The 16,906-nt window shown below is 71.5% G+C and carries 17 protein-coding genes and 1 tRNA gene; 6 read left to right on the top strand and 12 right to left on the bottom strand.

The annotated features are described in order from the left end of the window. Position 1: 1 nt before the first annotated feature. The 4 genes from murA to ABC304_RS12375 all read right to left on the bottom strand — a co-directional run bounded on the left by murA (position 2) and on the right by ABC304_RS12375 (position 4,719). Positions 2 to 1,372, bottom strand: coding sequence for a UDP-N-acetylglucosamine 1-carboxyvinyltransferase (gene murA, locus ABC304_RS12390; protein WP_412931051.1), 1,371 nt, complete (start codon positions 1,370 to 1,372; stop codon positions 2 to 4). Positions 1,373 to 1,443: 71 nt separating this feature from the next. Further along, on the bottom strand, positions 1,444 to 2,040 hold the full coding sequence (leuD, locus tag ABC304_RS12385) for a 3-isopropylmalate dehydratase small subunit (RefSeq protein ID WP_412931049.1): 597 nt from the start codon (positions 2,038 to 2,040) through the stop codon (positions 1,444 to 1,446). A 2-nt stretch (positions 2,041 to 2,042) separates the two neighbouring features. Further along, positions 2,043 to 3,503 (bottom strand): 3-isopropylmalate dehydratase large subunit, encoded by a 1,461-nt coding sequence (leuC, locus tag ABC304_RS12380; RefSeq protein ID WP_412931047.1) that lies wholly within the window; start codon positions 3,501 to 3,503, stop codon positions 2,043 to 2,045. Positions 3,504 to 3,675: 172 nt separating this feature from the next. Further along, positions 3,676 to 4,719: a TerC family protein gene (locus tag ABC304_RS12375; protein WP_412931045.1), complete on the bottom strand. Its 1,044-nt coding sequence runs from the start codon at positions 4,717 to 4,719 to the stop codon at positions 3,676 to 3,678. Between the two features lie 272 nt (positions 4,720 to 4,991). On the opposite strand from ABC304_RS12375, the gene ABC304_RS12370 reads away from it, so the two are divergent. The 3 genes from ABC304_RS12370 to ABC304_RS12360 are packed head-to-tail and all read left to right on the top strand — an operon-like array spanning position 4,992 to position 6,775. Beyond that, positions 4,992 to 5,342 carry an RNA polymerase sigma factor gene (locus tag ABC304_RS12370; RefSeq protein ID WP_412931043.1) on the top strand — a complete coding sequence of 117 codons (351 nt, stop codon included), beginning with the start codon at positions 4,992 to 4,994 and terminating at the stop codon, positions 5,340 to 5,342. Positions 5,343 to 5,345: 3 nt separating this feature from the next. Next, a complete protein-coding gene (locus ABC304_RS12365; protein ID WP_412931042.1) occupies positions 5,346 to 5,558 on the top strand; it encodes an RNA polymerase sigma factor in 213 nt (70 codons plus the stop codon). Then, complete coding sequence (locus tag ABC304_RS12360; RefSeq protein WP_412931040.1) at positions 5,555 to 6,775, top strand: DUF4349 domain-containing protein; 1,221 nt, start codon at positions 5,555 to 5,557, stop codon at positions 6,773 to 6,775. Before ABC304_RS12365 ends, ABC304_RS12360 begins: the two co-directional genes overlap by 4 nt. Here the strand turns inward: ABC304_RS12360 and ABC304_RS12355 are convergent. From ABC304_RS12355 to ABC304_RS12340, 4 genes are all read right to left on the bottom strand, one after another. After that, positions 6,761 to 7,408, bottom strand: a complete 648-nt coding sequence (locus ABC304_RS12355; protein ID WP_412931039.1) for a class F sortase — start codon at positions 7,406 to 7,408, stop codon at positions 6,761 to 6,763. The genes ABC304_RS12360 and ABC304_RS12355 overlap by 15 nt on opposite strands. Then, the gene (locus ABC304_RS12350) at positions 7,408 to 8,238 is read right to left on the bottom strand and encodes a DUF4397 domain-containing protein (RefSeq protein WP_412931037.1); all 831 of its coding nucleotides are present in this window, start codon (positions 8,236 to 8,238) and stop codon (positions 7,408 to 7,410) included. The genes ABC304_RS12355 and ABC304_RS12350 overlap by 1 nt, the downstream gene beginning before the upstream one ends. Before the next feature lie 28 nt (positions 8,239 to 8,266). Further along, the gene (locus ABC304_RS12345; RefSeq protein ID WP_412931035.1) at positions 8,267 to 10,102 is read right to left on the bottom strand and encodes a hypothetical protein; all 1,836 of its coding nucleotides are present in this window, start codon (positions 10,100 to 10,102) and stop codon (positions 8,267 to 8,269) included. A 362-nt stretch (positions 10,103 to 10,464) separates the two neighbouring features. Further along, positions 10,465 to 11,184: an NUDIX hydrolase gene (locus tag ABC304_RS12340; RefSeq protein WP_412931034.1), complete on the bottom strand. Its 720-nt coding sequence runs from the start codon at positions 11,182 to 11,184 to the stop codon at positions 10,465 to 10,467. Between the two features lie 126 nt (positions 11,185 to 11,310). On the opposite strand from ABC304_RS12340, the gene ABC304_RS12335 reads away from it, so the two are divergent. The 3 genes from ABC304_RS12335 to ABC304_RS12325 are packed head-to-tail and all read left to right on the top strand — an operon-like array spanning position 11,311 to position 13,531. Then, positions 11,311 to 12,090 (top strand): glycosyltransferase family 2 protein, encoded by a 780-nt coding sequence (locus tag ABC304_RS12335; RefSeq protein ID WP_412931032.1) that lies wholly within the window; start codon positions 11,311 to 11,313, stop codon positions 12,088 to 12,090. Continuing rightward, a complete protein-coding gene (locus tag ABC304_RS12330) occupies positions 12,087 to 12,914 on the top strand; it encodes an endonuclease/exonuclease/phosphatase family protein (protein ID WP_412931030.1) in 828 nt (275 codons plus the stop codon). The genes ABC304_RS12335 and ABC304_RS12330 overlap by 4 nt, the downstream gene beginning before the upstream one ends. After that, positions 12,911 to 13,531 (top strand): DUF2238 domain-containing protein, encoded by a 621-nt coding sequence (locus ABC304_RS12325; RefSeq protein WP_412931028.1) that lies wholly within the window; start codon positions 12,911 to 12,913, stop codon positions 13,529 to 13,531. Before ABC304_RS12330 ends, ABC304_RS12325 begins: the two co-directional genes overlap by 4 nt. Here the strand turns inward: ABC304_RS12325 and ABC304_RS12320 are convergent. From ABC304_RS12320 to ABC304_RS12305, 4 genes are all read right to left on the bottom strand, one after another. Continuing rightward, positions 13,515 to 15,215, bottom strand: a complete 1,701-nt coding sequence (locus tag ABC304_RS12320) for an ABC1 kinase family protein (protein WP_412931027.1) — start codon at positions 15,213 to 15,215, stop codon at positions 13,515 to 13,517. The genes ABC304_RS12325 and ABC304_RS12320 overlap by 17 nt on opposite strands. A 37-nt stretch (positions 15,216 to 15,252) precedes the next feature. Then, positions 15,253 to 15,846, bottom strand: a complete 594-nt coding sequence (locus ABC304_RS12315) for a PadR family transcriptional regulator (RefSeq protein ID WP_412931026.1) — start codon at positions 15,844 to 15,846, stop codon at positions 15,253 to 15,255. An 87-nt stretch (positions 15,847 to 15,933) separates the two neighbouring features. After that, on the bottom strand, positions 15,934 to 16,674 hold the full coding sequence (locus ABC304_RS12310; protein WP_412931025.1) for a sulfurtransferase: 741 nt from the start codon (positions 16,672 to 16,674) through the stop codon (positions 15,934 to 15,936). A gap of 77 nt (positions 16,675 to 16,751) precedes the next feature. Then, positions 16,752 to 16,827 (bottom strand) — tRNA-Glu (locus tag ABC304_RS12305). Between the last annotated feature and the right edge of the window lie 79 nt (positions 16,828 to 16,906).

Below are 16,906 nucleotides of genomic sequence, written 5' to 3'. Positions count from 1 at the left end.
CTCAGCCGATGACGTCGAAGTCGGCGCCGAGCGCGTCGAGCTTGGCGAAGAACTTCTCGTACCCGCGCCGGATGATGCCCATGTTCGACACGACCGACTCGCCCTGTGCGGCGAGGGCGGCGATGACGTAGCTGTAGCCGCCGCGGAGGTCGGGGACGACGACCTCGGCGCCGTGCAGCGGCGTGGGGCCGGTGACGACGGCGGCCTGCTCGAGGGCGCGACGCGGCACCCGTCGATCGGGGCTGTCGATGCCCTGCGGGTGCACGACGATGTCAGCACCCATCTGGACCAGCGCCTCGGTGAAGCCGAGGCGGTTCTCGTAGACCGTCTCGTGCACCACGGAGGTGCCCTGGGCCTGCGTCAGCGCCACGATGAGCGGCTGCTGCCAGTCGGTCATGAACCCGGGGTGCACGTCCGTCTCGACGACGACGGGCGTCAGACGGTCGCCGCGGCGGAACTGGATGCCGTCCTCGCGCACGTCGAACCAGCCGCCGGCCTTGCGGAAGACGTTGAGGAAGGTCAGCATCTCCTGCTGGCGCGCTCCGCCGACGAAGATGTCGCCGTCGGTGGCCAGGGCGGCACACGCCCAGGACGCCGCCTCGTTGCGATCGAAGATCGCGCGGTGGTCGTAGCCGCGGAGCGAATCGACGCCCTCGATGAGGAGCACGCGGTTCGGCTCGTAGGAGATGATCGCGCCCATCTTCTGCAGCACGGCGATCAGGTCCATGATCTCGGGCTCGATGGCCGCGTTGCGCAGCTCCGTGGTGCCCTTCGCGCGGACGGCCGTCAGCAGCACCTGCTCGGTCGCCCCGACGCTCGGGTACGGCAGCTCGATGTTCGCGCCGTGCAGACCGTCGGGAGCGGTGATGCGGATGCCCTCGTAGCTCTTGTCGACGATGGCGCCGAACGCGCGGAGCGCGTCCATGTGGAAGTTGATCGGACGGTCGCCGATGCGGCAGCCGCCGAGATCAGGGATGAGCGCCTCGCCGAGGAGGTGCAGCAGCGGTCCGCAGAACAGGATCGGGATCCGGGATGCGCCCGCGTGCGCGTCGATCTCCTCGAAGTGCGCGGCGACCGCTCCACTCGGGTCGAAGTGGAGCGTGCCCTCCTCGGCGCCCGTCTCGACGCGCACGCCGTGCACCTCGAGGAGCGAGCGCACGACCTTGACGTCGCTGATGTCGGGTACGTCGCGCAGCGTGCTCGGGGTGTCGCCGAGGAGCGCGGCCACCATCGCCTTGGTGACGAGGTTCTTGGCGCCCTTGACCTCCACCCGTCCGCGCAGCGGCCGACCGCCGCGGATGCGGATGGTCTCCCCCGACAGCGCCGCCTCGGGCCGTCCTGCGGAGTCGGCGTCGTTGAGCAGTGTCTTCATAGGGGGAACCTCATCTGTGTGGTCGAGGGCGGAGCGGAGGGGGTGAGCGCTCTTGTGGAGCGGACCCCGGGTCAGGGAACGGGCAGCGTCCGAGGCCGCCACGCCTCCCGGCGCGCTTCGAACTGCGCGATCCTGTCCTCGTTGCGCAGGGTGAGCCCGATGTCGTCGAGCCCTTCGAGAAGCCGCCACCTAGTGTAATCGTCGATGTCGAAGGGCACCTGGAGGTCGCCCAGTGCGGCGACGCGCTGCTGGAGATCGACGGTCATCTGCACGCCGGGCGCGGCATCCACCGCCTCCCAGATCCGGTGCACGTCGTCCTCGGAGATGACGCCGGCCAGCAGGCCCTGCTTGCCGGAGTTGCCGCGGAAGATGTCGGCGAACTTCGGGCTCAGCACGACGGCGAAGCCGTAGTCGCGGAGCGCCCAGACGGCGTGCTCGCGGCTGGAGCCGGTGCCGAAGTCGGGACCGGCGACGAGCACGGACGCCCCGGCGAAGGCCGGCTGATTGAGTACGAACCCGGGGTCCTGCCGCCAGTTGGCGAACAGGGCGTCCTCGAAGCCCGTCTTGGTGACGCGCTTGAGGTAGACGGCGGGGATGATCTGGTCGGTGTCGACGTTCGACCGCTTCAGCGGGGCGACGACGCCGGTGTGCGTCAGGAACTTCTCCATGCTCAGGCCTCGACCTTCTCGCGCGCCAGGTCGCTCGGACTCGACAGCGTGCCGCGGATGGCCGTCGCCGCGGCGACGAGGGGCGAGACGAGGTGCGTGCGACCGCCCTTGCCCTGGCGGCCCTCGAAGTTGCGGTTGCTCGTGGAGGCGCAGCGCTCCCCCGGGGCGAGCTGGTCGGGGTTCATGCCCAGGCACATCGAGCAGCCGGCGAAGCGCCACTCGGCGCCGAAGTCGGTGACGATCTTGTCGATCCCCTCGGCCTCGGCCTCCAGGCGCACCCGCGCGGAGCCGGGCACGACCATGACGCGCACGCCCGGCGCCTTGGTGCGGCCCTGGATGATCGACGCGAAGGCTCGGAGGTCCTCGATGCGGCTGTTCGTGCAGGAGCCCATGAACACGGCGTCGACCGCGACGTCCTTCAGCGGCGTGCCGGGCACGAGGTCCATGTACTCGAGCGCCCGCTCGGCCGCGGTCCGCTCGTTGGGGTCGGCGATGTCGGCGGGCGTGGGAACGACGTCCGACAGTGAGACGCCCTGGCCGGGGTTGGTGCCCCAGGTGACGAACGGCTCGAGCTCCGCGGCGTCCAGGAACACCTCGGCGTCGTACACGGCGCCCTCGTCGCTCGGAAGGGTGCGCCAGTAGGCGACGGCGTCGTCCCAGTCCTGCCCGGTCGGCGCGTGTGGACGACCCTTCACATAGGCGAACGTCGTCTCATCGGGCGCGACCATGCCGGCGCGGGCGCCGGCCTCGATCGACATGTTGCAGATCGTCATGCGGCCCTCCATCGAGAGGGAGCGGATGGCGCTGCCGCGGTACTCGAGCACGTAGCCCTGTCCGCCGCCCGTGCCGATCTTCGCGATGACGGCCAGGATGATGTCCTTCGCGGTGACGCCCTCGCGCAGCTCGCCCTCGACGGTGATCGCCATCGTCTTGAACGGCGTGAGCGGCAGCGTCTGGGTGGCCATGACGTGCTCGACCTCGCTGGTTCCGATGCCGAACGCCATGGCGCCGAAGGCCCCGTGGGTGGAGGTGTGGGAATCGCCGCACACCACGGTGATGCCCGGCATCGTCAGCCCCAGCTGGGGGCCGACGACGTGCACGATGCCCTGCTCCTTGTCGCCGAGAGAGTGCAGACGCACGCCGAACTCCGCGGCGTTGCGTCGCAGCGTCTCGATCTGCGTGCGGCTGGTGAGGTCGGCGATCGGCTTGTCGATCTCGAGCGTCGGGGTGTTGTGATCCTCCGTCGCGATCGTGAGGTCGAGGCGGCGCAGCGGCCGGCCCTCCGAGCGGAGGCCGTCGAAGGCCTGCGGGCTCGTGACCTCGTGGACCAGGTGCAGGTCGATGTAGATGAGGTCGGGCTGGCCGTCCTCGCCCTTGACGACCAGGTGGTCGTCCCAGACCTTCTCCGCCAGCGTGCGGGGGCGATCCGAGATGACGGATGCCTCGGGGGTGGGTGTGCTCATTGTTCTGGTGCTCTCCTCAGAGGGGATCAAGCCCGCGAAAGAACTCCGCGACGAGGGAGGCCTGGAAACTAGGACTCGTCGCGGCCGCTAAGAAGAAGTCGGGCGATGTGCACCCGGTCACATTACCACCGTGTTACGCCACGCCCGGGTCGCCCCGCGCCGCGGGATCGCGTCACGCGGTGGGCGGGGTGCCCTTTTCCTCCGCGACGACGGATGCCGCGGCATCCGGTGTCCCGGCCGTGCGCACGTCGCGGGACGAGGCCACCAGGCTCGCGACGGTGGCCACCGCCATCGAGGCCACGATGACGCCGAGGGAGACCCAGGTGGAGATCTCGGGCGCCCACTCGATCGGCTCGCCCCCGTTGATGAACGGCAGCTCGTTGACGTGCATGGCGTGCAGCACGAGCTTCACGCCGATGAAGGCCAGGATGAACGCGATGCCGTAGTGGAGGTAGCGCAGGCGGTCGAGCAGGTCGCCGAGCAGGAAGTACAGCTGGCGGAGTCCCATGAGGGCGAACAGGTTCGCCGTGAACACGATGAACGGGCTCTCTGTGATGCCGAAGATCGCGGGGATCGAGTCGATCGCGAACAGCAGGTCGGTCACGCCGATGGCGGCGAAGACGATGATCATCGGCGTGAAGATCTTCTTGCCGTCGACGACCGTGCGCAGCTTCTTGCCGTCGTAGTGGTCGCTGATGTCGACCATCCGGCGCAGGCTGCGCACGATGAAGCTCTCCCGCTGCACGTCGTCGGAGTGGTCGTCGCCGGGGAAGGCCTGGCGGAACGCCGTCCACACCAGGAACGCGCCGAACACGTAGAAGATCGGGCTGAAGTTCTCGATGACGGTCGCGCCGACCAGGATGAACGCGCCGCGCAGCACGAGCGCGATGATGATGCCGACCATCAGCACCTCCTGCTGATACCGGCGCGGCACCGCGAACTGGCTCATGATCAGCACGAAGACGAAGAGGTTGTCGATCGAGAGGCTGTACTCGGTCAGCCAGCCGGCGACGAACTGGCCGGCGTACTCACCGCCGACGAACGCCCACATGATCCCCGCGAACGCCAGCGCCAGGGTGACGTAGAAGATGACCCAGAGGGTCGACTCCTTCGTGGAGGGGATGTGGGGGCGCTTCAGGATCAGCAGCAGGTCGGCGGCCAGAATGAGCACGAGGACGACGAGCGAGCCGATCTCGAACCAGGCGGGAAGTTCCACAGCGGCTCACGGCCTTTCGAGGAGGGGATGACGGATGCCCGAAAGTCTCTCCCCGCGGCATCTGTCCGAACCGGATGCGGCGTCGCGGCCCGGGCGGCCGTCTGCGGCCTCCGTGATGACGGGCGCGCGATGACGGGATACTCCCTCTCGCCGGTCCAGGATACAGCCGCGCGGGATCTGAGACGATCGGGCCGATGCGGACACTGGTGTGGTGAGAGACGAATGCGAGACAGTGGTCACCGCCCGGTGACCACCCCGATCGGACGGACGACATGACCGAGCAGCATCCGCGCGACGACCGCGCGCTCGTGGCCCTGGCCGCGGGCGGCAGCGAGCGCGCGTTCCGCTCCCTCTACCGCGCGTACGTCCGCCCGGTGTACTGGACGGCGCACGCCCTGCTCGGCGATCCCGCCGATGCGGAGGACGTGACGCAGGAGACCTTCCTCGTGGCGTGGCGGAAACTCGGGGGCCTCGAGCTCGCCGGCGACTCGCTGCTCCCGTGGCTGGCCACCATCTGCCGGTTCCAGGCCGCCAATCGCGTGCGCCGCCGCCGCCGCGACCGCGCCCACACCACCGCCCTGGTGGAGGAGGCGCTGCCGGCGACGGTGGACGTGGCGCACTAGGTCGTGGACGCGCAGACGACCGCGGCCATCCTGCGCGAGGTCGAAGGCCTCGGCGACCTGGATCGGGAGATCTTCCGTCTGTGCGCCGCCGAGGGGTACGCCTACCAGGTCGCCGCCGATGAGCTGGGCGTCGGCCACGGCGTCGTGCGCAACCGTCTCTCCCGCATCCGCACGCGCGTGCGGACGGCGATGACCGAATCGGAGAGCACGTCATGACCACTTCCATCCCGCCGTCCGCTTCCGGCTCGCTCCCGCAGCTCCCCCACCTGGGTGACGAGCGCGTCGACGCGATGGAGGAGGCGCTCTTCGCCGACATCGCCGCCGAGCGCGCGACGTCGCAGAACCGTCGGGCGCGTCGCGGACGCGTCTGGTGGGGCGCCGGCGCCGCAGCCGCCGTGGTGGTCGTCGCCGCCCTGATCGCCCCCGCCGTGGGCGGCATCGTGACGCCGGTGCGCGAGGAGAGCGCGGTGGCCCCGGCATCCGGGTCCGCCGGGACGGATTCCGGCCGAGCCGGGTCAGCCGGGAGCATCGCGTCGGACGCCGTCGCCCCGGAGGCCGCCGCGCCGGACACCGCGAGGGGATCCGGAGCCGAATCCGCCGCCGGGTCGTCCGTGCAGTCCGCCGCCGGCGCCGCGGCTGATGCCGCGCGCGAGATCATCGCGTCGGGCTCGGCCACCGTCGTGGTCGACGACGTGCGGGCCGCGCTGCGCCAGGTGAGCGACGCGGCCGTGGCCGCGGGCGGCTTCGTCGAGTCGTCCACCGTGGGCCGATCCGGCGTGCCCGTCCCCATCGAGGGCGGCATCGGCGACACCACCTCCGCACCGGCGCCGGTCGACGGCGGCTGGGTCACCGTGCGGGTGCCGTCCGACCAGCTCGCCGGCGTGATGGACCGGCTCGCGGACGTGGGCGAGGTGACCGAGTCCTCCACGAGCCGGCAGGACGTCACCGATCAGTCGATCGACCTCCAGGCCCGCATCGACGCGGCGCAGGCCTCCGTCGACCGTCTCACCGCTCTGATGGCCGAGGCGGGAAGCGTCGGCGACCTCATCGCCGCCGAGTCGGCGCTCTCGGAGCGTCAGGCCACCCTGGAGTCGCTGCAGCAGCAACTCCAGTACCTCGACGCGCAGGTGGACATGTCCTCGCTGTCGGTGTCGGTCGTGCCGCGCACCGTCGCGGTGACCGCTGATCCTGCGGGGTTCGGCGACGGTCTCGCGGCCGGCTGGAACGGCTTGATCGCCGCGCTGAACGGGCTGGTGATCGCGCTGGGCTTCCTGATCCCGTGGGTCCTCGTGATCGCCGTCGTCGCACTCGTCGTGTGGGGCATCGTGAGGCTGGTCCGGCGGCGCCGCGCGAACGGCGCCGTCCGCGCAGACCGTCTGCCGGCGGCCGGCCCGCCCGCCGGGGAGGACGCGCCGCGCTCAGTCGGCGAGTGACGCGAAGACGACGAGGTTGTCGGTGTAGTGGCCGATGGACGTGTCGAAGGCTCCCGCGCAGGTGATCAGCCGCAGCTCGGGGGTCGGCACGTTGCTGTAGACGGCGTCCGTCGGAAACTCCGACTTCGCCGACTGCGTCGTGCCCGTCACGGTGAAGCGGTGCTGCGATCCGTCGGCGGCCACCGTGATCACCTCGTCTCCCGGGGCGAGTTCTCCGATGCGGGCGAAGACGGCCGGTGCGGTCGGCGAATCGACGTGCCCGGCGATGATGGCGGGACCGATGTCTCCGGGCCGCACTCCCCCGGCGTACCAGCCGGCCAGGTCGTAGTCGACGGGCGCGGCCAGCCGTCCGTCCGCGTCGAGGCCGAGATCCTCGAGCGCCGAGTCCACTCCGAGGGCGGGGATCATGACGCGCACCGGAACCTCCGCGGGGGCGGATGCCGCGGCATCCCGTTCCCTCGGATCCTGGAGCCCTCCCGCGGCGAGCGGATTCGCCGACGCCGTCGGCGTCGGCGTCGCGACGGGCGCCGGCAGGCTCCCGGCGGTCGAGGCGCAGCCCGCCGTCGTGAGCGCGATCGCGGCCGCCAGGACGGCCGCGGCGAGGCGCGGTCGTCCTGCGGTCGTCGACGACATCAGGACAGCAGCGCGTGCAGTCCGGCCCCGCCGACGCTGCGTGCCTGCGCGGAGGCGAGGAAGCCGCCCCCGGTCTGCACGCCGCCGACCGGGGTCAGTCCGACGTCGGCGCTGTCGAGGATCGGGATGATCGTCAGGCCGCCCTGGGCGTTGTCGAGCACGAACAGCGAGGTGACGCTGCCGTCGGCGACGTTGACGTCGACGCGGTCCGTCTTGCCTCCGGCGGCGGTGAGGTCGAGGGTCCAGGGACCGGCCGGCACCTCGGCGTACGTCGTCGCAGTGCCCGACTTCGCTCCGGTCGCCACGGCGAGGCCAGTGGAGGTCTTGACGTCGACGCTCGGAGACAGCGTGGAGGCCTGCACGACGCGGATGCGCGCGTTGCCCGGGGTCGGCGTGGTGAGGTCGTCCTCGAACGCCCGCACCTGCAGCGCCGAGTTCGGCCCGTAGGCGGCGACGGTCGTGGCGTCGGCCGAGGCGACGGACACGGTCGCGGAGATGGCCACCTTGCTCCAGTCGCCCGACCCCGCCGAGATCATGCTGACGGTGTACGTGCCCGCGGGCAGCACACGGTAGTCGGACACGTCGCCGTAGCCGACCGAGTTCAGCTCGAGGACGGGGTCGCCACCGCTGATCGAGGCGACGCGCACGTCGACCTGCTTCGTGTCGGGCGAGAAGTGGCCGAGCCGGAGCCAGCCGGGCTGCGCGACCGCGGACGGAGCCGCTGCCGTGGAGGGCGAGGCTGCAGACGCGGGGGCGGCGATGGAGACGGTGACAGCGAGAGCGGTGAGAGCGGCGACGATGCCGGCACGCACGATTCGGGTGGTGCTCATGTGCTTCTTCTTCCTGTGTGGTGGGCGGTCATTCGATCGTGGTGCCGATCGAAACGGGGTAGCGGAGGATGAGGTCTTCGCCGTCGGCGGCGACGAGGGACGGTGTGTACGTGCCGAGGAAGCCGTCGACGAGGGCGCGTGCGTCGGCTGTCGGCTGCCCGTCGGCGACGAGGCTGACGCCGCCGAGGCTCCTCACGGCCACCGTGCGGATCACCCCGTCGGTCTCGCCGTCGACCAGCGGGAAGCCGCTGACCTGCACGTCGGCGGCCGAGCCCATCGTCGCGAGGATGACCACGATGCGGTCATCGACGCGACCGGATGCCACGACCGCCCGTTCGGCGTCGGACATCCGGACCCCGGGGTTCGCGAGGAGCTCCTGACCGACGCGCAGGCGCACGTCGGCGGCGTGCTGCTGGTCGGAGGCGGCCAGGATGCTGCCCTGCGGCGCGACGGCGCGGATCTCGGCGCCGTCGAAGGCGGCGACGGGAACGGACGCGTCCAGAGCCTGCCCCGCACCGACGCCGGGTGTGAGCTGAGCGCGCAGGGATGCGGTGTCGACGAGGTACCCGATCGAGCGCCAGTCCGCGTCGGCGGCGGCCGGACTGGAGGCGTCGACGATCCGCGCGGAGGCGACGCCGGCGAGGAAGAGCTGTTCGGCGACATCGCCGTCGACCAGCACGGTGGCGGAGGTGCCGAGGTTGTCGCGCACCCAGGTCGTGACGGACGCCATCGTGGCGTCGGGCAGCGCGGCGCCCGCGGGCGCTTCCGCGGCCGGCGCCTCCGCAGCAGGCTGCGGGGCGGCCGGCTCCTGGGCAGCGGGGGCCTCCGCTGCCGGAGGAGCGACGGCGGGGTCGACCGGACGGGCGGTGGAGAGGGAGAGCACGAGGCCGCCGGCCAGCAGGACCACGAGGACAGCGAGGGGCGCGAGGCTCACCAGGAGGGCGCGTTCGCGCACCCAGGCGCCGACGCGCTGCGTCGTCGACGGCTCCGGAGCCTTCTGGGCGGGGAACGGTGCGGCGAGCGGAGGGGCGGCGACGGCCGCCCGGGCTGTCTTCGACGTCGCGACGTAGGCGGGCTTGGTGATGGGCGGAGTAGTGCGCGGGGCGGGGAGTCCGCCGGTCGGTCGCGGTGGGGGTGTGCTGACGCGCGCTCGTCCGAGCGCGGCGGGCTGTCTCCAGTCCGTGGACGCCGATGCGGCGGTCGTCGGGGGCCGCTGCGCGTTCGTGCTCTTCTCCGCAGCCGGCTCGCCCGCCGGAGCGGGCTTCTTCGCCGGGTTCGGCCTCTTCGCCGCGGCGGGCTTGCCCGCGGACAAGGGCTTCTTCTTCGCGGCCGGCTTCTCCGCCGTAGCCGGCTTCGTGACGGACGCGGGATGTGTCGACTCCTCGTCGTTCTGCGTGACGGGAGCCTGCGGCTCGGGCTTCGGCTTCGGCGATCCGATGGCGGAGGTCGGCGCGCTTCCCGACTGCTGCGGAGCCGCCGGTGGCTTCTGGCCCATCGGCGGCTTCTTCCCCACCGGGGGCTTCCTGCCCACCGCAGGCTTCTGGCCCACCGGAGGCCTCTTGCCCACCGCCGGCTTCTTCCTGCCGGACGGCTTCTTCGACCCGCCCTGGTTCTGCGCGCCGCCGGCCTTCTTCGCGCTGCCCGCAGCGTCCCCGGGGAAGGCTTCAACGCCGCTGATGCCGGGACGACCGCCGGCACCGGCACCCGCAGCATCCGTCGCCGACGTCCGGTCCACGCCGCCCACGGGGCGCTTACCGCCGCCCGTCGCCGGGCGAGGCGTGGGGCGGACGGGCTTCTTCGACGGCCGCGCGCCGGGCGGCGTGGTGGCCGGCCGGGACGCGCCAGAATCCGGCCGCGGAGTCATGAATGCACTCTGCGGTGTCGGTTCCTGCGTCGGGGGGTCGGGACGCGGGTCATACGCGTTGTTCGTCGCTCTCTCCCAATCGGATGGGGGGTGCGACGGGATCGACGGTCAGCGCTTCCTCGCGCCGCCCTCCCCCAGTGCCTCCCCTTGGCGACTCGAGGCTATACCCGAAGCGACCTCTTTGGGGTCGGAAATGTGCTCGGAACCGGCCATTCCCGTCGCGCCGCGCGCGTGCAGAGCATCGCGCGCGGCGTCGACTTCGTCCGCACCGCCCGGTTCCTGCGTCCCCCTGTCGACGTGCATGCCGGAAAGCTACTCCCCGCGGAGGAATACCGACAGGGTCTCCGCTCAGCCGGTCGGTGTCACGGCAGCGGGAGGGGCAGGACGCGGTCCCGGTCCCAGGGCTCCGTCCAGCCGAGACGGTCGAACAGGGCGTCGAGGATCAGCCCTGTGAAGCCCCACACGATGTGCTCGCCCGAGGGCGTCCGCACCATGAAGCCCGGGCCGCGGAACACCTCCCCCCCGCGCCGCAGTACGGTCACGCCGCGATGCGCGGGGTCGAGGAGGTCGGCGACGGGCACGCGGAAGACGTCGGCGGACTCGGCTGTGTCGACGACGCGGACGGGAGACGGATGCCGCCACCACGCCAGCACGGGAGTGACGAGGTGCCGGGAGAACTCGAGGGGCAGCGCGGCCAGCGGGCCGAGGACCTCGACGCCGGAGGGATCCAGCCCGGTCTCCTCGACGGCCTCGCGCAGTGCCGCGGCGACGGCGTCGTCGTCCTCCGGGTCGACGCGGCCGCCCGGGAACGCGACCTGTCCGGGATGCGCGCGCAACGTGTCCGCCCGGGCGAGCAGCAGCACGTCGAGGTCGCTGGACACGGCGCTCGCCTGCGCGTCGTGGTCGGCGGGAAGCCCGTCGAGCACTCCGAAGAGGATCAGAACGGCGGCGGGGCGGGCATTCGGGGGCTCGGGGAGCGCCTCGAAGACGCCCAGTCGCGGACCGGGGTCATCGGATGCCGCCACGGCGGCCAGTTCGCTCAGCTGCGCCCGTGCGGTCGAGGCGGAGGAGAGGTCGGTCACCCGGTCAGGCTACGCCGTTCCGGCGACACGGCCCGCGTGTATCGATCCCGTCGTGCGGTGTCAACGGGCCCGGGTCCCTCCCGCGCCCGCGGCTACGGTGGCCGGACCCGAGCATCAAGGAGCGACGTGTCCGACGACGTCCCCCGATCGACCGTGTCGGTGGTGATCCCCGTCAAGGACGACGCCGACGACCTCCGCCGCTGCCTGCGTGCGCTGGCCCTGCAGTCGCGCGTCCCCGACGAGATCGTCGTCGTCGACAACGGCTCGACCGATTGCTCGGCGCAGACGGCACGCGATGCGGGGGCGAGAGTGGTGCCCTGCGGCGCGCCCGGCATCCCGGCGGCCAGCGCGACCGGCTACGACGCCGCGACCGGCGACCTGATCCTGAGACTGGACGCCGACTGCACCCCGGCGCGTACGTGGGTCGAGTCGGTCGAGCGGGCCTTCGCCGAACGTCCCGATGTCGGCGCCGTCACCGGCGGCGCCCGCTTCACCGACGGCCCGCGACGCCTGCGGCGTCCGCTGGCGGCGGTGTACCTCACGTCCTATGCGGCATCGACGGCTCCCGCGCTCGGCCACCGACCGCTCTTCGGCTCGAACCTCGCGCTTCGCCGGAGCGCGTGGCGCAGCATCCGCTCGCAGGTGCACCGTTCCGATCCCGGACTCCACGACGACCTCGACCTCGCCTTCCACATCGGCGAGCGGTACCCGATCGGGTATCTGCGGGACTCCCCGATGGGGATCTCGATGCGGCCGTTCACCCAGCCGCGGGGCTTCGCCCGGCGGATCGACCGCGGGTTCCGCACGGTGGTCCGTCACTGGCCCGCCGACTTCCCCCCGATCCGCTGGGCGCGGAGAGCCGTGCGTCTCGCCCGACCGGCCCCCGCGAGGCGGCCGCGACGATGACCGGAGGCCCTCTCGTCGGAGCCGTTCCCGCACCCGCGCTGCACCTCATGACGCTCAACGTCCGGCGGCGCATGGCGCCCACCCGGCGCGTGGACGACTGGGCTCGGCGTGCGCCGCTCCTCGGGCGGCTGCTGCGGCACGAGCGCCCCGCCGTCATCGGCGTGCAGGAGGCGCTCCCCGACCAGGCGTCAGCGCTCGGCGACGCGCTCGGCGACGGCTACCGCCGCGTCGGCCGGGGGCGAGGCCGGGACGGCCGCGGCGAAGGCTGCCCCGTCTTCTTCGACACCGGTCGCCTCGAGCTCCTGTCGTGGACGCAGTCGGCCCTGTCGGACACGCCCGACCAGCCGGGATCGATGTCGTGGGGCAACCTCATGCCGAGGACGGTCGTCGACGTCCGGCTGCGAGATCGCGCGACGGGTCGCGGCCTCCGCGTGCTGAACACCCACCTCGACCCGTTCTCGGCGCGCTCCCGCATGCGGTCGGCCGAGCGACTGCGACTCCTGGCAGCCGAGACCGCCGGGGCGGTCGTCGTGCTCGGCGACATGAACAGCCTGCCCGCGTCCGAGGTCGCCGCAGAGCTCTATGCGGAGGGTGTGCTGCGCGACGCCTGGGGGGCGGCGCACGAGCGTGTCACCCCGCCCTGGGACACCTTCGGCGGGTATCGCCCGCCGCGTGCGCGGGGACGCCGCATCGACTGGATCGCCATCACCCGCGACGTCGACGTCGAGCGCGTCGGCGTGAACGCGGCCTCGATCGGAGGCCTCTGGCCGTCCGATCACCTCCCCGTCCAGGCCGTCGTGAGACTGACGGAGGAGCCCGCATGATCGACGAATTCCTACGTCGGCCGCACGGTCCCGCGGAGTGGAGCGCCGACGCCCTGCGGCTGCTCGGACTCGTGAGCGTCATCGTGGCCGCGATCGGATTCACCTGGACGGATGCCGGGGTCCTGGCCTTCGCGCTTCCGGCCCTGCTGATCCCGCGTTTCGTCGGCGCGCGGCCCGCCTTCGACATCGTCTACAGCGTGTGCGTGCTCATCGCGGCCTGGAGCAACGTCCTCGACCTCTACACCTCGATCTGGTGGTGGGACATCGCCGTCCATTTCGTGGCTACCGGGGTCATCGCCGCGATGGTGTTCGTCCTCTTCGGCTGGTGGGGCGTGCTTCCGCGCTCGACGGACCCCTCACGGCGCCCGCAGTCGGCCCGCGTCCTGGTACCGGTCATCGGTCTCGCGCTCAGCGCGGTGTGGGAGATGGTCGAGTGGGCCGGGTTCACCTGGATCAGCGATCAGATCTACGTCACGTACGACGACACGATCGGAGACATGGTCGTCGGCGGGCTGGGTGCCACCATCGCCGGCTTGATCGTCGCGCGCGTCCGCCTCGAACGGCGGCGCGCCGGCGATGCCGACTCACCGCGGAAGGCACTCAGCGGCGACCGCTGAGGATTCCGCCGAACAGCACGTGGAGCAGGGGCAGCGCGGAGACGCCCATCAGCACCGAGCCGAAGACGACGTCGTCGGGTCGCAGCACCGCGCCGCTGATGAGGAGCGCCGCGAAGATCACGCCCGAAAGGATGCGGCGACCGAGCCGGTCCAGAGCTGCCACCCGGCGGTCGAGCCCCGGCGTCTGCACGGCGATGCGGCCGTCCTCCACGCGGACCATGAAGGCGTCTACCCGTTTCGGCAGCCGGGCGGCCACCTGGAGCGTCGACAGAGCCTCCTTCGCGAAGGCCTGCACGACGTTGCCGCTCTCCTCGCGGATGAGGCGGTTCGCATACGGCTCGACGGCATCCCAGATGTTGAACTTCGGATCCAGCGTGCTCGACATGCCCGACGTCAGCGACATGGCGCGGATGATCAGCAGGAAGTTCTCCGGGAGCTGGAACGGCAGCGATCGCACGATGTCGCCGAATTCGATCGCGAACGCGCGGAACTCGCGGGGATCGACCTCCTGCAGCTCCGCGAACCCCATCCCGCCGAACCGGGCGAACAGCTGCGTCATCGCGCGCTCCAGCTCGGCCGTGTCGGCGTTGGGAAGCAGCACGCCGACGTCGCGGATGCCGTCGACGAGGCCCTTGCCGTCACGGGATGCCGCGGCGATGAGCAGGCGTCGGAGACCGCGCCGGAGACCCTCCGGCACTTCGCCCATCATCCCGAAGTCGATGAAGGTGAACCGCCAGGAGCGAGCCGCGGCATCCGTCTCCGTCCGCTCGTCGACGGCGATCGGCGTGATGAAGACGTTGCCCGGGTGCGGGTCGGCGTGGAAGAAGCCGTCCGCGAAGAGCTGGTCGAACATCACGGCGGCGAACTCCTGGGCCACGACCGCGGGGTCGATGCCCGCCGCGCGCAGCCCGTCGGTGTCGCTGATCTTGATCGCAGTGACGTCCTGGAGGGTGAGGACGCGGCGCGTCGTGCGCTCCCACACGACCTCCGGCACGGCGACCCGGCCGTCGTCGCCGAACATCGCCGCGAAGCGCTCGGAGTTGGCCGCCTCCTGCAGGTAGTCGATCTCCTCGAGGCTCGTGACGGCGAACTCCTCGACCAGCGAGAACATGTCGACGCGGTCCGACACGAGCCGCACGCGGCTCAGCCAGCCCGCCACCTTCCTCAACGCGCGCAGGTCGACCTCGACGATCTGATCGATCCCGGGCCGCTGCACCTTCAGCACGACGTCGCGGAGACCGGATTGCGCGGCATCGGCATCGGAGAGACGGGCGCGATGCGCCTGACCCAGGGATGCCGCGGCGAGGGGCACCTCGTCGACGGAGGAGAAAGCCACCTCGAGCGGCACGCCGAGCTCGCGCGACGCCAGTGCGCGGATGGCGGAGAACTCCACCGCGGGCACCTCGTCCTGCAGCCCCTCGAGTTCCTTGGTGATCTCGGGGGGCAGCACATCCAGCCGCGAGGACATGTACTGCCCCACCTTGATCATCAGTCCGCCGAGTTCGACGGCGAGCCCGTGGAAGTTGCGGGCGATCCGCTGCAGCCGCGCGGTGCGGTTGCGCGCCGACAGTCGGGCCAGACCGAATCGGGGAAGCGTGAGCTCGAACCACCACGCCTCGACGAGGTAGCGCGCCGCGAAGCGCAGGATCCTGCGGTAGCGCGCGCGCATCTCGCCGTCGGTCATCGGTTCTCCAGATCGCCGGCGACCGGCGGGGTCGCGGTCAATCCTGGGCGAGGATCGAGAAGATCTTACGACGGGCCTCATCCAGCACGTCGACGGCCTTCTTGACCTGCTCGGGGTTGCCCGAGCGGCTCACCTGGGCCACGGCCTGCGCGAGGTCGATGCCCGCCTTGGGGAGTCCCCCGGTGCGTCCGCCGTCGCGTCCGCCGGTCTGCGTCCACGGGGCGGAGCGGTCGCTCTCCGCACCCGCCACGGCGCGTCCCTCGTCGGTCAGCGAGTACGTCTTGCGGCCGTCGGACTCGGTCGCGCTGACGAGGCCCTCGTCGGTGAGGAGCTGGAGGGTCGGGTACACCGAGCCGGGGCTGGGCTTCCACGAACCGCCGCTGCGCTCCTCGATCTCACGGATGATCTGGTAGCCGTGCATCGGCTTCTCGGCGAGGAGGGCGAGCACCGAGGTGCGCACGTCGCCGCGATTGACGCGTGTGCTGCCGCCGCCGGCACCACCGCCGACCTTCTGCTCGAACTGGCCGCGCAGCTGCTCGACCGCCTCGAGGATGTTGTTCATCGGCCAGCCCGGGGACCCTGCGTTGCCGCCGCGTCCGGGGAATCCGTCGCCGAGGAATGAGTTGCTCATGTCATCTCCTTCTGTGCCGGCCTGGTGGTCAGCGATACCTAACGATATATCGTCCAGGCTGTGACAGGGCGGGGAATCCGGGACTCGTCAGTCCTGACGGGGTCGTGGCGACAGATCGGGCGACACGGCTTCACGACCGTCGAAGACGAAGCAGTCCCCGTCCCAGTGCGCGCCGCCGACCTTCTCGAACCAGCCGAGGATGCCGCCGTCGAGCTGGTAGGCCTCGACGCCCAGGTCGCGCAGGTGCAGGGCGGCCTTCTCGCACCGGATCCCGCCCGTGCAGTAGCTCACCACCGTCTTGCCGGCGAGGTCCGCGAGACCGGCGGCCGCGGCATCCGGGAACTGGGTGAACCTCTCGATGCGCCAGTCCAGCGCACCGCGGAATGCGCCGTAGTCGACCTCGAAGGCGTTGCGCGTGTCGAGCATGACGACGTCGCGGCCGGCGTCGTCCGTGCCGCGATCGAGCCAGGTGCGCAGCGTCTCCGGATCGACCGCCGGGGCGCGGCGGGACGCGGGCGACACCTCGGGGCGGTCCATGCGGATGATCTCGCGCTTGACCCGCACCCGCATCCGCCCGAACGGCTGCTCCTGCGACCAGCTCTCCTTCGCGCGGAGGCCCGCCAGGCGGGGGTCGGCGGTCATCAGGGCAAGCAGCCCGCGCACGGCGCCCTCCGCGCCGGCGAGGAAGACGTTCACGCCCTCCCCCGCGACGATGATCGTTCCCTTCACGCCCGCGGCATCCGCATCGCGCTGAAGTCGCTCGCGGAGCGACGCCGGGTCGTCGATCGCCGTGAAGAGGTACGCCGAGACGTTCAGGACGGATGCCACGCCTCCAGCCTACGGAGAGGGCGCAGCCGTCCGCGTCCGGATACCAGAAAACCCCCGGCATGACCGGGGGTTTTCGCTGGTGACCCCAGCGGGATTCGAACCCGCGTTACCGCCGTGAGAGGGCGGCGTACTAGGCCGCTATACGATGGGGCCGTATCGCGACAACCGTTCGATTATGCCATGCCCGCGACGCCACGGCCAAATCGGGCGGTCGTGGGGCCGAGGCCTTGCT

This window comes from Microbacterium jepli, from assembly GCF_047237905.1.
GTDB lineage: Bacteria > Actinomycetota > Actinomycetes > Actinomycetales > Microbacteriaceae > Microbacterium.
The sequence above is the reverse complement of the archived record's forward strand: the minus strand, read 5'-3'. Positions and strand labels throughout refer to the sequence as shown.

What these genes read in the sequence shown, in the direction of transcription:
- murA (WP_412931051.1), bottom strand. Translation starts at nt 1,372, where the DNA reads ATGAAGACACTGCTCAACGACGCCGACTCCGCAGGACGGCCCGAGGCG.
- leuD (WP_412931049.1), bottom strand. Translation starts at nt 2,040, where the DNA reads ATGGAGAAGTTCCTGACGCACACCGGCGTCGTCGCCCCGCTGAAGCGG.
- leuC (WP_412931047.1), bottom strand. Translation starts at nt 3,503, where the DNA reads ATGAGCACACCCACCCCCGAGGCATCCGTCATCTCGGATCGCCCCCGC.
- ABC304_RS12370 (WP_412931043.1), top strand. Translation starts at nt 4,992, where the DNA reads ATGACCGAGCAGCATCCGCGCGACGACCGCGCGCTCGTGGCCCTGGCC.
- ABC304_RS12360 (WP_412931040.1), top strand. Translation starts at nt 5,555, where the DNA reads ATGACCACTTCCATCCCGCCGTCCGCTTCCGGCTCGCTCCCGCAGCTC.
- ABC304_RS12355 (WP_412931039.1), bottom strand. Translation starts at nt 7,408, where the DNA reads ATGTCGTCGACGACCGCAGGACGACCGCGCCTCGCCGCGGCCGTCCTG.
- ABC304_RS12350 (WP_412931037.1), bottom strand. Translation starts at nt 8,238, where the DNA reads ATGAGCACCACCCGAATCGTGCGTGCCGGCATCGTCGCCGCTCTCACC.
- ABC304_RS12345 (WP_412931035.1), bottom strand. Translation starts at nt 10,102, where the DNA reads ATGACTCCGCGGCCGGATTCTGGCGCGTCCCGGCCGGCCACCACGCCG.
- ABC304_RS12330 (WP_412931030.1), top strand. Translation starts at nt 12,087, where the DNA reads ATGACCGGAGGCCCTCTCGTCGGAGCCGTTCCCGCACCCGCGCTGCAC.
- ABC304_RS12325 (WP_412931028.1), top strand. Translation starts at nt 12,911, where the DNA reads ATGATCGACGAATTCCTACGTCGGCCGCACGGTCCCGCGGAGTGGAGC.
- ABC304_RS12320 (WP_412931027.1), bottom strand. Translation starts at nt 15,215, where the DNA reads ATGACCGACGGCGAGATGCGCGCGCGCTACCGCAGGATCCTGCGCTTC.
- ABC304_RS12315 (WP_412931026.1), bottom strand. Translation starts at nt 15,846, where the DNA reads ATGAGCAACTCATTCCTCGGCGACGGATTCCCCGGACGCGGCGGCAAC.